This window comes from Streptomyces sp. NPDC111802 (assembly GCF_055634335.1).
Genome location: NZ_JBVKCZ010000007.1, coordinates 159,547 through 174,502 on the forward strand (window position 1 = coordinate 159,547; position 14,956 = coordinate 174,502).

The following is a 14,956-nucleotide window of genomic DNA, read 5'->3' on the forward strand; positions in this document are numbered from 1 at the left end:
TTCTAGGGGCGCGGGGAACCGCGTGAGCAACCCCCACTTCACCCGCGGACGGCGCACCACCACGCGCGGCACCCCGGTCCCCGACCACACTCCCCAACCCGCACATTCCGGACACCGCCCACTCAGACCTCCTCAACCGGCGCCAAACCGGCGGAGCTCTTACGCTCGGGTCATGTCAGAGGTGTACGCCGCCCGGCGAACCCGGGTACGGGAATGCTGCCAAGCCGGCGGCAGCGCCGCCGCGCTGATCTCCCGCCCCGCCAACGTGCGCTACCTCGCGGGCGCCGCCCCGCAGGGCGCCGTCCTGCTGCTAGGCAGGACCGAGGACCTGCTGCTGTGTGCCGGTCCGCCGGAAAGCCGGCCGGCCGAGGGCCGCCCCGACGAGGCGCTGCGCCTCCAGACCCTGCCCGGCAACGGCGGCGACCCGGCCGTCGCGGCGGCCGACCTCGCGGCAGCGCAGGGCGCCGACGCGCTTGCCGTGGAGGAACACCACCTCACCGTCGCCCGCCACAGAGCCATGCGCTCCGTAGTGCCCCGTCTGCGCCTCACCGACCTCGGCGGCGCGGTCGAACAGCTCCGCGTCGTCAAGGACGAGGAGGAGATCTCCTGCCTCCGCATCGGCGCGGAGATCGCCGACCAGGCCCTGGGCGAGCTGCTCGAATCCATCCTCGTCGGCCGCACGGAGCGCCATCTCGCCCTCGAACTCGAACGGCGCCTCGTCGATCACGGCGCCGACGGCCCCGCCTTCCCCACCGCCGTCGCCACCGGCCCGAACTCCGGCCGACGCGCACATCGGCCCACCGACCGCCGGGTCGAGGAGGGCGATTTCCTCTCCGTCTGCCTCGGAGCCACCTACCGTGGCTATCGCTGCGAGATCGGCCGTACGTTCGTGATCGGCACGTCCCCCGCGGACTGGCAGATCGAGCTGTACGACCTGGTCTTCGCCGCTCAGCGCGCCGGACGGGAGAGCCTGGCGCCCGGTGCCGCCTACCGCGACGTGGACCGTGCCGCGCGTCAGGTGCTGGACTCCGCGGGGTACGCGGAGGGCCTTCCGGCGCTGACTGGGCACGGCGTGGGACTCGAAATCGACGAGGACCCGCAGTTGGCTCCCGCGGCCATGGGTAAACTGGACGCTTGCGTGCCGGTCACCGTCGAGCCTGGGGTCCACCTCCCGGGCCGGGGCGGCGTCCGGATCGATGACACGCTCGTCGTCCGCCCCGAGGCGGACGGCGGACCCGAGCTACTCACCATCACGACCAAGGAGCTGCTCGCGCTGTAGTGCGTGCCCCGGGGTCGTCCACGTCAGTCCAGGAGATTCCGCAACCGTGGCTTCCACGAACGACCTCAAGAACGGCATGGTGCTCAAGCTCGACGGCGGCCAGCTGTGGTCCGTCGTCGAGTTCCAGCACGTCAAGCCCGGCAAGGGCCCGGCCTTCGTGCGCACCAAGCTCAAGAACGTGCTCTCCGGGAAGGTCGTCGACAAGACCTTCAACGCCGGCGTCAAGGTCGAGACGGCCACCGTCGACAAGCGGGACATGCAGTTCTCCTACATGGACGGCGAGTACTTCGTCTTCATGGACATGGAGACCTACGACCAGCTCATGGTCGACCGCAAGGCCGTCGGCGACGCCGCCAACTTCCTGATCGAGGGCTTCATGGCCACCGTCGCCCAGCACGAGGGCGAGGTGCTCTTCGTCGAGCTCCCGGCCGCCGTCGAGCTGGTCATCCAGGAGACCGAGCCGGGCGTCCAGGGCGACCGCTCCACCGGTGGCACCAAGCCCGCCACCCTGGAGACCGGCCACCAGATCCAGGTCCCGCTCTTCATCACCACCGGTGAGAAGATCAAGGTCGACACCCGCACCAGCGACTACCTCGGCCGGGTGAACAGCTAAATTGGCTGCCCGCAACACGGCCCGCAAGCGAGCCTTCCAGATCCTCTTCGAGGGTGACCAGCGCGGCGCCGATGTCCTGACGGTCCTCGCGGACTGGATCCGGCTCTCCCGGACCGACACCCGGCAGCCGCCGGTGAGCGAGTACACGATGCAGCTCGTCGAGGGCTACGCGCAGCGCGCGAGGCGCATCGACGAGCTGATCGCGCAGTACTCCGTCGGCTGGACGCTCGACCGGATGCCGGTCGTGGACCGCAACATCCTGCGCCTCGGCGCGTACGAGCTGATCTGGGTCGACGAGACCCCGGACGCCGTCGTGCTGGACGAGATGGTGCAGCTGGCGAAGGAGTTCTCCACGGACGAGTCGCCCTCGTTCGTCAACGGTCTCCTCGGCCGGCTCAAGGACCTGAAGCCCTCGCTGCGCCGCGAGGAAGCGTAAGGGGCTTCCGAAGACGCGGGAGGGCCCCGCAGCAACCGCTGCGGGCCCTCCCGCGTCTTCCTGTGCCTCCGGGGGCCTTCTCAGCCGTCAGAACGCCGCCGGGGTGGCCGCAACCCCACGGTTGCGGCCACCCCGGCGGTACGTTTCTGCTCAGCCGTGGAGCGCTCAGCCCTCCTCGGCGTGCGAGACCGCGCGGCGCGCGTCCGCGTCCAGCACACCCCAGCTGATCAGCTGCTCGGTGAGGACCGAGGGCGACTGGTCGTAGATGACGGCGAGTGTGCGCAGGTCGTCCTGGCGGATCGAGAGCACCTTGCCGTTGTAGTCACCGCGCTGCGACTGGATGGTCGCGGCATAGCGCTGCAGGGGACCCGCCTTCTCGGCCGGCACGTGGGCGAGCCGCTCCAGGTCCAGCACCAGCTTGGGCGGCGGCTCGGCGGCCCCGCCCGGCGTGGTGCCCGGCAGCAGTTCCTGCACCGGAACGCCGTAGAAATCCGCCAACTCGGCAAGGCGCTGGACGGTCACGGCGCGGTCGCCGCGCTCGTAGGAACCGACCACGACGGCCTTCCAGCGTCCCTGGGACTTCTCCTCGACACCGTGGAGGGAAAGGCCCTGCTGGGTGCGGATGGCCCGGAGTTTGGCCCCGAGCTGTTTGGCGTATTCGCTGGACATATAGCTCCCCGGACACTGTGTCGACGCGACTGGCTTTGGGTTCCATGCCGCGCGGTTGGTAACTCACTGTGAGGTTACGCAGCGTTACTCTGGCCCGTCAAGCCGAATGGTCCACACCGACGCTTCCGTGCCGGCGGTGGCCGATTGGGCCAAGGGGGTGATGAGACGCGCCCCGGCGGCCTGCTACGGTGGATGGCGCAAACCAGACGTCCTTTAAGGTCCGTCCCGTGAGGCGGAGAAGGAGGTCCTTTTCGTATGGACAGGCTCCAGGACACGCAAGCGTCCGACGCCAGGCCCGTTCTCGAAGGCCCTGACATCGCGCGGGTGTTGACCCGCATCGCCCACGAGATCGTCGAACGCGCCAAGGGCGCCGACGACGTGGTGCTCCTCGGCATTCCCACCCGAGGCGTCTTCCTCGCCCAGCGGCTCGCGGCCAAGCTCGAGGAGATCACCGAGCGCAAGATGCCGGTCGGCTCGCTCGACATCACGATGTACCGCGACGACCTGCGCATGCACCCGCCGCGTGCGCTCGCCCGCACCGAGATCCCCGGTGACGGCATCGACGGTCGCCTCGTCATCCTCGTCGACGACGTCCTCTTCTCCGGCCGCACCATCCGGGCCGCCCTGGACGCCCTGAACGACATCGGGCGTCCGCGCGCGGTCCAGCTCGCGGTGCTCGTCGACCGGGGCCACCGCGAACTGCCCATCCGCGCCGACTACGTCGGCAAGAACATCCCCACGTCGCTGCGGGAGACGGTCAAGGTCCAGCTCGCCGAGGAGGACGGTCGGGACACCGTGCTGCTCGGTGCCAAGCAGACCTCCCAGTAGCGCCCTCGGCGTACGCCGCTGTCGTACGCCCGCTCAGTGCGCCCTGGTGCGCACCCGTCTGCCCCGATTCTCCCTGAATCAACTGCCTTACGGAGCCTGACAGATGCAGCGTCATCTCATCTCGGCCGCCGACCTCACCCGCGAAGACGCCGTCCTGATCCTCGACACCGCCGAGGAGATGGCCCGGGTGGCCGACCGGCCGATCAAGAAGTTGCCGACCCTGCGCGGCCGTACCGTCGTGAACCTCTTCTTCGAGGACTCCACGCGCACGCGTATCTCCTTCGAGGCCGCCGAGAAGCGGCTGTCGGCGGACGTCATCAACTTCACCGCCAAGGGGTCGAGCGTGTCCAAGGGCGAGTCCCTGAAGGACACCGCCCAGACCCTGGAGGCCATGGGCGTCGACGCCGTCGTCATCCGGCACGGCGCCTCCGGAGCGCCGTACCGCCTGGCCAACTCGGGCTGGATCGACGCGGCCGTGATCAACGCCGGCGACGGCACCCACCAGCACCCCACCCAGGCCCTGTTGGACGCCTTCACCATGCGGCGCCGGCTCGTCGGCCGGGACGCCGGGATAGGGCAGGACCTCGACGGGCGACGCATCACGATCGTCGGCGACGTCCTGCACAGCCGCGTCGCCCGCTCCAACGTCGACCTGCTGCACACCCTCGGCGCCGAGGTCACCCTGGTCGCCCCGCCGACCCTGGTGCCGGTCGGCGTCGAGACCTGGCCCTGCGAGGTCTCGTACGACCTCGACAGCACGCTTCCGAAGTCCGACGCGGTGATGATGCTGCGCGTGCAGCGCGAGCGGATGAACGCCGCGTTCTTCCCGACCGAGCGCGAGTACTCACGGCGCTACGGCCTCGACGGCGACCGCATGGCGCGGATGCCCGAGCACGCCATCGTGATGCACCCCGGTCCGATGGTGCGCGGTATGGAGATCACCGCCGGGGTCGCCGACTCGGAGCGCTGCACCGCCATCGAGCAGGTCGCAAACGGAGTCTCCATCCGGATGGCCGTTCTGTACCTGCTGCTCGGCGGAAACGAGCCCGCCGCCACCCACACCCGTACCGAGGAGAAGTAAGACAGATGAGCAAGATCCTGATCCGTGGTGCGAAGGTGCTCGGCGGCGAGCCGCAGGACGTGCTGATCGACGGTGCCGTCATCGAGGCGGTCGGTACGGGGCTCTCGGACGAGGGTGCCCACGTCGTCGACGCGGCGGGCAAGGTGCTGCTGCCGGGCCTGGTCGACCTGCACACGCACCTGCGTGAGCCCGGCCGCGAGGACTCCGAGACCGTGCTGACCGGCACCCGCGCGGCGGCCACCGGCGGTTTCACCGCCGTGTTCGCCATGGCCAACACCTTCCCGGTCGCCGACACCGCCGGTGTCGTCGAGCAGGTCTGGCGACTGGGCCGGGAGCACGGCTACTGCGACGTTCAGCCGATCGGCGCCGTCACGGTCGGCCTGGAGGGCAAGAAGCTCGCCGAGCTGGGCGCCATGCACGAGTCGGCCGCCGGTGTCACCGTCTTCTCCGACGACGGCAAGTGCGTCGACGACGCCGTGATCATGCGCCGCGCGCTGGAGTACGTGAAGGCCTTCGGCGGCGTCGTCGCCCAGCACGCGCAGGAGCCGCGGCTGACCGAGGGCGCCCAGATGAACGAGGGCATCGTCTCCGCCGAACTGGGGCTGGGCGGCTGGCCCGCGGTGGCCGAGGAATCGATCATCGCCCGGGACGTCCTGCTCGCCGAGCACGTCGGCTCGCGCGTCCACATCTGCCACCTGTCGACCGCCGGATCCGTGGAGATCGTGCGCTGGGCCAAGTCCCGCGGCATCGACGTCACCGCCGAGGTCACCCCGCACCACCTCCTCCTCACCGACGAACTGGTGCGCACCTACAACCCGGTCTACAAGGTCAACCCGCCGCTGCGCACCGAGCGTGACGTCATGGCGCTGCGCGAGGCGCTCGCCGACGGCACGATCGACATCGTCGCCACCGACCACGCCCCGCACCCGCACGAGGACAAGGACTGCGAGTGGGCCGCGGCCGCCATGGGGATGGTCGGCCTGGAGACCGCGCTGTCAGTGGTGCAGGAGACCATGGTGGACACCGGGCTCCTCACCTGGGCCGGGGTCGCCGAGCGCATGTCCTTCAAGCCCGCGCAGATCGGGCAGGCGAAGGGGCACGGCCGTCCCGTCTCGGCTGGTGAGCCCGCGAACCTCACGCTCGTCGACACGGCATACCGTGGGTCCGTGGACCCCGCGGGCTTCGCCTCGCGCAGCCGCAACACCCCGTACGAGGGGCGTGAGCTGCCGGGCCGTGTGACGCACACGTGGCTCCGGGGCAAGGCCACGCTCGTCGACGGGAAGCTCACGTGACACCTGCAACACTGCTCGCAGCCGGCACCGGACTCGCGGCCGAGGAGAAGTCGGCCGAAGTGACCGACTGGGCCGCCCGCATCGGCTGGGTCGTCGGACTCGCCCTCTTCATCGCGCTCGTCTACTGGCTGATGCGCGAGGGCTGGAAGTGGCGCGGCACGCTCCAGGGCGACCTGCCCGAGCTGCCCAGCGCGCCGGACGACCCCGGCCCGGCGAGACTGAGCATGAGCGGCCGCTACCACGGCTCCACCACCGCCGGTCAGTGGCTGGACCGCATCGTGGCGCACGGCCTGGGCACCCGCAGCCGGGTCGAGCTCACGCTGACGGACGCGGGACTGGACGTCGTACGCCCCGGCGCGGCCGACTTCTTCGTCCCGGCCGAGCAGCTGCGCGAGGCCCGGCTCGACAAGGGCATCGCCGGCAAGGTCCTGACCGAGGGCGGGCTGCTCATCGTGACCTGGGCGCACGGCGAGCGGCTGATCGACTCCGGGTTCCGCTCGGACCACGCGGCGGAGCACAACGAGTGGGTCGACGTCATTAACTCCATGATCAAGAACAACAGCACGGAAGGCGCCGAACGATGACGACCTCCACGAAGGGGAACGCCTCGCACAGGAAAGAGGTGTCTCCCGCGGTACTCGTCCTGGAGGACGGCCGGATGTTCCGCGGCCGCGCCTACGGGGCCGTGGGGGTGACCTTCGGCGAGGCCGTGTTCTCCACCGGCATGACCGGCTACCAGGAGACCCTCACCGACCCGTCGTACCACCGCCAGGTCGTCGTCATGACCGCCCCGCACGTCGGCAACACCGGCGTCAACGACGAGGACCCGGAGAGCAAGCGGATCTGGGTCGCCGGCTATGTCGTGCGCGACCCCGCGCGCGTGCCGTCCAACTGGCGCTCCCGCCGCTCGCTGGACGAGGAGCTGCGCCACCAGGGTGTCGTCGGGATCTCCGGCATCGACACACGTGCGCTCACCCGCCACCTGCGCGAGCGCGGCGCCATGCGCGTCGGCATCTTCTCCGGCAACGCGCTCCCCGACGAGGGCACCATGCTCGCCGAGGTCCGGCAGGCCCCCGAGATGAAGGGCGCCGACCTCTCCGCCGAGGTCGCCACCAAGGAGACGTACGTCGTCCCGGCGATCGGCGAGAAGAGGTTCACCGTCGCCGCCGTCGACCTCGGCATCAAGGGCATGACCCCGCACCGCATGGCCGAGCGCGGCATCGAGGTGCACGTACTGCCCGCGACGGCGACCGCCGAGGACGTGTTCGCCGTGAACCCGGACGGTGTGTTCTTCTCCAACGGCCCCGGCGACCCGGCCACCGCCGACCACCCGGTCTCCGTGATGCAGGCGGTCCTGGAGCGCGGCACCCCGCTCTTCGGCATCTGCTTCGGCAACCAGATCCTGGGACGGGCGCTGGGCTTCGGCACCTACAAGCTGAAGTACGGCCACCGCGGCATCAACCAGCCGGTGCAGGACCGTACGACCGGCAAGGTCGAGGTCACCGCCCACAACCACGGCTTCGCCGTGGACGCACCGCTCGACCAGGTCTCCGAGACCCCCTACGGCCGCGCCGAGGTCTCTCACGTCTGCCTCAACGACAACGTGGTGGAGGGCCTCCAGCTCCTCGACAAGCCGGCCTTCAGCGTCCAGTACCACCCCGAAGCGGCAGCGGGCCCGCACGACGCCGCCTACCTGTTCGACCGCTTCGTATCCCTGATGGAGGGCCAGCGTGCCTAAGCGCACCGATATCCAGTCCGTCCTGGTCATCGGCTCCGGCCCGATCGTCATCGGCCAGGCCGCCGAGTTCGACTACTCCGGCACGCAGGCGTGCCGCGTCCTGAAGTCCGAGGGCCTGCGCGTCATCCTCGTGAACTCCAACCCGGCGACGATCATGACCGACCCGGAGATCGCCGACGCCACATACGTCGAGCCGATCACCCCGGAGTTCGTCGAGAAGATCATCGCCAAGGAGCGTCCGGACGCCCTGCTGCCCACCCTGGGCGGCCAGACGGCCCTCAACACCGCGATCTCGCTGCACGAGGCGGGCACGCTGGAGAAGTACGGCGTCGAGCTGATCGGCGCCAATGTCGAGGCCATCAACAAGGGCGAGGACCGCGACCTCTTCAAGGACGTCGTCGAGGCCGTCCGCGGCAAGATCGGCCACGGCGAGTCGGCCCGCTCGGTCATCTGCCACTCCATGGACGACGTCCTCAAGGGCGTCGAGACCCTCGGCGGCTACCCGGTCGTCGTCCGCCCCTCCTTCACCATGGGCGGCGCCGGCTCCGGCTTCGCCCACGACGAGGAGGAGCTGCGCCGCATCGCCGGCCAGGGCCTGACCCTGTCTCCCACCACCGAGGTGCTCCTGGAGGAGTCCATCCTCGGCTGGAAGGAGTACGAGCTGGAGCTGATGCGCGACAAGCACGACAACGTCGTGGTCGTCTGCTCCATCGAGAACTTCGACCCGATGGGCGTGCACACCGGTGACTCGATCACCGTCGCGCCCGCGATGACGCTCACCGACCGCGAGTACCAGACCCTGCGCGACATCGGCATCGCCGTCATCCGCGAGGTCGGCGTCGACACCGGCGGCTGCAACATCCAGTTCGCGGTGAACCCCGAGGACGGTCGCGTGATCGTCATCGAGATGAACCCGCGCGTGTCGCGTTCCTCGGCGCTCGCCTCCAAGGCGACCGGCTTCCCGATCGCCAAGATCGCCGCGAAGCTGGCCGTCGGCTACACCCTCGACGAGATCCCGAACGACATCACGCAGGAGACCCCGGCCTCCTTCGAGCCGACGCTCGACTACGTGGTCGTGAAGGCGCCGCGCTTCGCCTTCGAGAAGTTCCCGCAGGCCGACTCCACGCTGACGACCACCATGAAGTCCGTCGGCGAGGCCATGGCCATCGGCCGCAACTTCACCGAGGCCTTCCAGAAGGCGCTGCGCTCGCTGGAGAAGAAGGGCAGCCAGTTCACCTTCGTCGGCGAGCCCGGCGACAAGGAGGAGCTGCTGCGGGAGGCCGTACGGCCCACGGACGGCCGTATCAACGCCGTCATGGGAGCCATCCGCGCGGGCGCCACCCAGGAGGAGGTCTTCGAGTACACGAAGATCGACCCCTGGTTCGTCGACCAGCTCTTCCTGATCAAGGAGATCGCCGACGAGATCGCCGAGGCCCCGGAGCTGACCCGCGAGCTGCTCGCCGAGGCCAAGCGGCACGGCTTCTCCGACCAGCAGATCGGCGAGATCCGCGGCCTGCGCGAGGACGTCGTGCGCGAGGTGCGGCACGCGCTGGGCATCCGGCCGGTCTACAAGACGGTCGACACCTGCGCCGCCGAGTTCGCCGCGCGGACGCCGTACTTCTACTCCTCCTACGACGAGGAGACCGAGGTCGCCTCGCGCGAGAAGCCGGCCGTCATCATCCTGGGCTCCGGGCCCAACCGCATCGGCCAGGGCATCGAGTTCGACTACTCCTGCGTCCACGCCTCCTTCGCGCTGAGCGACGCCGGGTACGAGACGGTGATGGTCAACTGCAACCCGGAGACCGTCTCCACCGACTACGACACCTCCGACCGCCTGTACTTCGAGCCGCTGACGCTGGAGGACGTGCTGGAGATCGTCCACGCGGAGCAGCAGGCCGGTCCGGTGGCGGGCGTCGTCGTCCAGCTGGGCGGTCAGACCCCGCTGGGCCTCGCGCAGGCGCTGAAGGACAACGGCGTGCCGATCGTCGGCACCTCACCGGAGGCCATCCACGCCGCCGAGGACCGGGGCGCCTTCGGGCGGGTCCTGGCCGAGGCGGGCCTGCCGGCCCCCAAGCACGGCACCGCGACCACGTTCGCCGGCGCGAAGGCCATCGCCGACGAGATCGGCTACCCGGTCCTGGTGCGGCCGTCGTACGTCCTCGGTGGACGCGGCATGGAGATCGTCTACGACGAGACCCGGCTGGAGTCGTACATCGCCGAGTCGACCGAGATCAGCCCCTCGCGGCCGGTCCTCGTCGACCGGTTCCTGGACGACGCCATCGAGATCGATGTCGACGCCCTCTATGACGGCACCGAGCTCTACCTCGGCGGCGTCATGGAGCACATCGAGGAAGCCGGCATCCACTCCGGCGACTCGGCGTGCGCCCTGCCCCCGATCACGCTCGGCGGGTTCGACATCAAGCGCCTGCGGGCCTCGACGGAGGCCATCGCGAAGGGCGTCGGCGTGCGCGGCCTGATCAACATCCAGTTCGCGATGGCCGGCGACATCCTCTACGTCCTGGAGGCCAACCCGCGCGCGTCCCGTACGGTCCCCTTCACCTCGAAGGCGACCGCGGTGCCACTGGCCAAGGCCGCCGCCCGGATCTCGCTCGGCGCGACCATCGCCGAGCTGCGCGCCGAGGGCCTGCTTCCGGCGAACGGCGACGGCGGTGAGCTCCCGCTCGACGCGCCGATCTCCGTCAAGGAGGCCGTCATGCCCTGGTCGCGCTTCCGCGACATCCACGGGCGCGGCGTCGACACGGTCCTCGGCCCGGAGATGCGCTCCACCGGCGAGGTCATGGGCATCGACTCCGTCTTCGGCACGGCCTACGCCAAGTCGCAGGCCGGCGCCTACGGCCCGCTGCCGACCAAGGGCCGCGCCTTCATCTCGGTCGCCAACCGTGACAAGCGTTCGATGATCTTCCCGGCACGCGAACTCGTCGCCCACGGCTTCGAACTGCTCGCCACGTCCGGCACGGCCGAGGTGCTCAAGCGCAACGGCATAAACGCCATCGTCGTGCGCAAGCAGTCCGAGGGCACCGGCCCGAACGGCGAGAAGACCATCGTCCAGCTCATCCACGACGGCGAGGTCGACCTCATCGTCAACACCCCGTACGGCACCGGCGGCCGACTCGACGGCTACGACATCCGTACGGCGGCCGTGGCGCGGTCCGTGCCCTGCCTGACGACGGTCCAGGCGCTCGCCGCCGCCGTCCAGGGCATCGACGCCCTCAACCACGGTGATGTGGGCGTGCGTTCACTGCAGGAACACGCCGAGCATCTGACCGCGGCCCGCGACTAGCAGCCCTGAGGGGGACACCGGAGACGGTGTCCCCCTCTTCATGAGGCGCACGAGGCTTCAAGAGGACCAAGAGGACCAAGAGGGACACGGTCATGTACAAGCTTTTCTTCCGCCTGGTTTTCAAACGGATGGACCCCGAGCAGGCCCACTATCTGGCCTTCCGGTGGATTCGACTCGCCGTCCGCATCCCGGTGCTGCGCACCTTCGTCGCCGCGGCGCTGGCGCCCCGCTACGAGGAACTGCGCACCGAGGCCTTCGGGCTGCGCATGCACGGCCCCTTCGGGCTGGCCGCCGGCTTCGACAAGAACGCGGTCGCGATCGACGGGATGTCGATGCTGGGCTTCGACCACGTCGAGATCGGCACGGTGACCGGGGAGGCGCAGCCGGGCAACCCCAGGAAGCGGCTGTTCCGGCTCGTGAAGGACCGCGCGCTCATCAACCGCATGGGCTTCAACAACGAGGGCTCGCTCGCCGTGGCGGCCCGTCTGGCGTCCCGTGAGCCGGTCTTCAGGACCGTCGTCGGCGTCAACATCGGCAAGACCAAGGTCGTCCCGGAGGAGGAGGCCGTCGGCGACTACGTGAAGTCGACCGAACGGCTGGCGCCGTACGCCGACTACCTGGTCGTGAACGTGTCCTCGCCCAACACGCCCGGCCTGCGCAATCTGCAGGCCACGGAGGCCCTGCGGCCGCTCCTGAGCGCCGTCCGCGAGGCCGCCGACCGTACGGTGACCGGCCGCCGTGTGCCGCTGCTGGTGAAGATCGCGCCGGATCTCGCCGACGAGGACGTCGACGCCGTCGCCGACCTGGCCGTCGAGCTCGGCCTGGACGGGATCATCGCCACGAACACCACCATCGCGCGCGAGGGCCTCGGTTTGAAATCCGAACCCTCGCTGGTGAAGGAGACCGGCGGCCTGTCGGGTGCGCCCCTGAAGGCCCGCTCCCTGGAGGTGCTGCGGCGCCTGTACGCGCGTGTGGGCGACCGGATCACCCTCGTGGGCGTTGGCGGCATCGAGAACGCCGAGGACGCCTGGCAGCGCATCCTCGCCGGCGCCACGCTCGTGCAGGGATACAGCGCGTTCGTCTACGAGGGGCCCTTCTGGGGCCGAACCATCCACAAGGGGCTCGCCGCGCGCCTGCGCACCAGCCCGTACTCCACCCTCGCCGACGCGGTCGGCGCCGACGTGAGGAAGACCGCATGACCGAGTCCTTCGGTGCACGACTGCGCCGCGCCATGGACGAGCGCGGCCCCCTGTGCGTCGGCATCGACCCGCACGCCTCGCTGCTCGCCGAATGGGGCCTGAACGACGACGTGGCGGGCCTGGAGAGGTTCAGCCGTACGGTCGTCGAGGCGATGGCCGACCGGGTCGCCGTGCTCAAGCCACAGAGCGCCTTCTTCGAGCGCTTCGGGTCGCGGGGCGTCGCCGTCCTGGAGAGGTCGGTCGAGGAGGCGCGGGCGGCCGGTGCGCTGGTGGTGATGGACGCCAAGCGCGGCGACATCGGCTCGACCATGGCCGCGTACGCCGAGTCCTTCCTGCGCAAGGACTCCCCGCTGTTCTCGGACGCGCTGACCGTCTCGCCCTACCTCGGCTACGGCTCGCTCTCCCCGGCGATCGCGCTGGCGCGGGAGAGCGGCTCGGGCCTGTTCGTGCTGGCGCTGACCTCGAACCCGGAGGGCGGCGAGGTCCAGCACGCGGTCCGCGCGGACGGCCGCAACGTCGGCGCGACGATGCTGGCCCACCTGGCGGCCGAGAACGAGGGCGAGGAGCCCATGGGCTCCTTCGGGGCGGTCGTCGGCGCCACGCTCGGCGACCTGTCGAACTACGACCTCTCGATCAACGGCCCCCTCCTCGCCCCCGGTATCGGGGCCCAGGGCGCCACGCCTGCGGATCTGCCGGGCGTCTTCGGCGCCGCGGTGCGCAACGTCGTCCCGAACGTCAGCCGGGGCGTGCTGCGGCACGGACCGGACGTCGTCGCGCTGCGTGAGGCCGCGTCACGCTTCGCCGACGAGATCACCAGTGCTGTGTCGGGTGCCTGACCGTCGTCAGGTGCGTTCGAGCCGGTCGGGGAGTCGTCCGATGTGAGGTCGGCGGCGGACTTGAGTCTGGATACATTCTCAAATCCGGGGCATTATGTCCTAAATGTCCGGCCTGACGGAGGCTGACCAGGACTTTTCCGCTGTTCTCGCTGACTCTGGCGGACTTGGCCGCTAGTCTCCGACGAGTGAGGGCGCCTCCCACGCCCTTCAGGCAGTGGGGGAGAACGGGCAGCGTGTTGCTCGTGTCTCCCCAGGTGTGGGGCGACTAGGTTCCTCACCGGTCCGTATCCGACAGTTCGACATCCGAGGTGACGTAGGCGTGGCTCTTCCGCCCCTTACCCCTGAACAGCGCGCAGCCGCGCTCGAAAAGGCCGCCGCGGCTCGCCGGGAGCGGGCCGAGGTCAAGAATCGACTCAAGCACTCCGGCGCCTCCCTTCACGAGGTCATCAAGCAGGGCCAGGAGAACGACGTCATCGGCAAGATGAAGGTCTCCGCACTGCTCGAGTCCCTGCCGGGCGTGGGCAAGGTCCGCGCCAAGCAGATCATGGAGCGACTCGGCATCTCCGAGAGCCGCCGCGTGCGTGGTCTCGGCTCGAACCAGATCGCCTCCCTGGAGCGTGAGTTCGGCAGCACCGGCTCCTGAGTCCGCGCTCTTGAGACAGGGAGTCCCGGGCACTCCGGGATTGCTGGAATAATCGCTGCATGGCTGCAACATTCCGGGGGACGACCCCCGAGCCCCCGGACGTACGTCCGCGGCTGACCGTGCTCTCCGGCCCCTCCGGGGTCGGCAAGAGCACGGTCGTCGCCCATATGCGCAAGGAACACCCCGAGGTCTGGCTCTCGGTGTCGGCGACGACCCGCAAGCCCCGCCCCGGCGAGCGGCACGGAGTCCACTACTTCTTCGTCACCGACGACGAGATGGACAAGCTGATCGCCAACGGGGAGCTGCTGGAGTGGGCCGAGTTCGCCGGCAACCGCTACGGCACGCCGCGTGCGGCCGTGCTGGAGCGGCTGGAGGCGGGTGAGCCCGTCCTGCTGGAGATCGACCTCCAGGGTGCGCGGCAGGTCCGCGAGTCCATGGCCGAGGCTCAGCTGGTGTTCCTGGCCCCTCCCTCCTGGGAGGAGCTCGTGCGCAGACTCACCGGACGTGGCACCGAGCCGCCCGAGGTGATCGAGCGTCGCCTGGACGCGGCGAAGATCGAGCTGGCGGCCGAGCCCGAGTTCGACATGACCTTGGTCAACACCTCCGTCGAGGACGTGGCGCGCGAGCTGCTAGCCTTGATGGACGTTGTGTGATCGTCTCTGATCGTTCACACTGAATCTTTCCCATCCATCGGAAGGTAGAGCGTGTCCTCTTCCATCTCCGCGCCCGAGGGCATCATCAACCCGCCGATCGACGAGCTCCTCGAGGCCACCGACTCGAAGTACAGCCTCGTGATCTACGCGGCCAAGCGGGCCCGCCAGATCAATGCGTACTACTCGCAGCTCGGCGAGGGCCTCCTCGAGTACGTCGGTCCGCTTGTGGACACCCACGTGCACGAGAAGCCGCTCTCGATCGCCCTGCGCGAGATCAACGCGGGTCTGCTGACGTCCGAGGCCGTCGAAGGCCCGGCGCAGTAAGTAGTATTTTCAGCTTTCAGCTGGCTTTTCCACAGGCCCGGCAGCGCGACTGTCGGGCCTGTGG

General features: G+C 69.6%; 15 protein-coding genes. 14 read left to right on the forward strand and 1 reads right to left on the reverse strand.

Going from position 1 to position 14,956, the window contains the following annotated elements; genetic code table 11:
- Positions 1-172 precede the first annotated feature (172 nt).
- Genes ACZ7NC_RS09900 through nusB form a run of 3 tightly spaced genes read left to right on the forward strand, consistent with a single transcriptional unit; the run spans position 173 to position 2,328 of the window.
- Entirely contained in the window at positions 173-1,279 is a 1,107-nt protein-coding gene (locus ACZ7NC_RS09900; RefSeq protein ID WP_471486541.1) for an aminopeptidase P family protein, read from the forward strand.
- A 46-nt stretch (positions 1,280-1,325) separates the two neighbouring features.
- A complete protein-coding gene (gene efp, locus ACZ7NC_RS09905; RefSeq protein ID WP_030947394.1) occupies positions 1,326-1,892 on the forward strand; it encodes an elongation factor P in 567 nt (188 codons plus the stop codon).
- Position 1,893: 1 nt separating this feature from the next.
- Positions 1,894-2,328, forward strand: coding sequence for a transcription antitermination factor NusB (gene nusB / locus ACZ7NC_RS09910; protein ID WP_471486543.1), 435 nt, complete (start codon positions 1,894-1,896; stop codon positions 2,326-2,328).
- 165 nt (positions 2,329-2,493) lie between these two features.
- On the opposite strand, the gene bldD is transcribed toward nusB, so the two are convergent.
- A complete protein-coding gene (gene bldD, locus ACZ7NC_RS09915) occupies positions 2,494-2,997 on the reverse strand; it encodes a transcriptional regulator BldD (protein ID WP_062722566.1) in 504 nt (167 codons plus the stop codon).
- A 255-nt stretch (positions 2,998-3,252) separates the two neighbouring features.
- Between bldD and pyrR the strand changes: the two genes are divergently transcribed.
- The 11 genes from pyrR (at position 3,253) to rpoZ (ending at position 14,892) form a co-directional block, all read left to right on the forward strand.
- Positions 3,253-3,825: a bifunctional pyr operon transcriptional regulator/uracil phosphoribosyltransferase PyrR gene (gene pyrR, locus ACZ7NC_RS09920; protein ID WP_471486545.1), complete on the forward strand. Its 573-nt coding sequence runs from the start codon at positions 3,253-3,255 to the stop codon at positions 3,823-3,825.
- 103 nt (positions 3,826-3,928) lie between these two features.
- Entirely contained in the window at positions 3,929-4,906 is a 978-nt protein-coding gene (locus ACZ7NC_RS09925; RefSeq protein WP_471486547.1) for an aspartate carbamoyltransferase catalytic subunit, read from the forward strand.
- Between the two features lie 5 nt (positions 4,907-4,911).
- Complete coding sequence (locus ACZ7NC_RS09930) at positions 4,912-6,198, forward strand: dihydroorotase (RefSeq protein ID WP_471486549.1); 1,287 nt, start codon at positions 4,912-4,914, stop codon at positions 6,196-6,198.
- On the forward strand, positions 6,195-6,782 hold the full coding sequence (locus ACZ7NC_RS09935) for a PH-like domain-containing protein (protein ID WP_471486551.1): 588 nt from the start codon (positions 6,195-6,197) through the stop codon (positions 6,780-6,782). Before ACZ7NC_RS09930 ends, ACZ7NC_RS09935 begins: the two co-directional genes overlap by 4 nt.
- Positions 6,779-7,936 (forward strand): glutamine-hydrolyzing carbamoyl-phosphate synthase small subunit, encoded by a 1,158-nt coding sequence (gene carA / locus ACZ7NC_RS09940; protein WP_471486553.1) that lies wholly within the window; start codon positions 6,779-6,781, stop codon positions 7,934-7,936. The genes ACZ7NC_RS09935 and carA overlap by 4 nt, the downstream gene beginning before the upstream one ends.
- A complete protein-coding gene (gene carB, locus ACZ7NC_RS09945) occupies positions 7,929-11,237 on the forward strand; it encodes a carbamoyl-phosphate synthase large subunit (RefSeq protein WP_471486555.1) in 3,309 nt (1,102 codons plus the stop codon). Before carA ends, carB begins: the two co-directional genes overlap by 8 nt.
- Before the next feature lie 92 nt (positions 11,238-11,329).
- Positions 11,330-12,436: a quinone-dependent dihydroorotate dehydrogenase gene (locus tag ACZ7NC_RS09950; RefSeq protein WP_471486557.1), complete on the forward strand. Its 1,107-nt coding sequence runs from the start codon at positions 11,330-11,332 to the stop codon at positions 12,434-12,436.
- Positions 12,433-13,272 carry an orotidine-5'-phosphate decarboxylase gene (pyrF, locus tag ACZ7NC_RS09955; RefSeq protein ID WP_471486559.1) on the forward strand — a complete coding sequence of 280 codons (840 nt, stop codon included), beginning with the start codon at positions 12,433-12,435 and terminating at the stop codon, positions 13,270-13,272. Before ACZ7NC_RS09950 ends, pyrF begins: the two co-directional genes overlap by 4 nt.
- Before the next feature lie 319 nt (positions 13,273-13,591).
- Positions 13,592-13,915: an integration host factor gene (locus ACZ7NC_RS09960; RefSeq protein WP_003977346.1), complete on the forward strand. Its 324-nt coding sequence runs from the start codon at positions 13,592-13,594 to the stop codon at positions 13,913-13,915.
- Between the two features lie 59 nt (positions 13,916-13,974).
- Positions 13,975-14,568, forward strand: a complete 594-nt coding sequence (gmk, locus tag ACZ7NC_RS09965; RefSeq protein WP_471486560.1) for a guanylate kinase — start codon at positions 13,975-13,977, stop codon at positions 14,566-14,568.
- Positions 14,569-14,619: 51 nt separating this feature from the next.
- A complete protein-coding gene (gene rpoZ / locus ACZ7NC_RS09970) occupies positions 14,620-14,892 on the forward strand; it encodes a DNA-directed RNA polymerase subunit omega (protein ID WP_003988945.1) in 273 nt (90 codons plus the stop codon).
- The last annotated feature ends 64 nt before the right edge of the window (positions 14,893-14,956 follow it).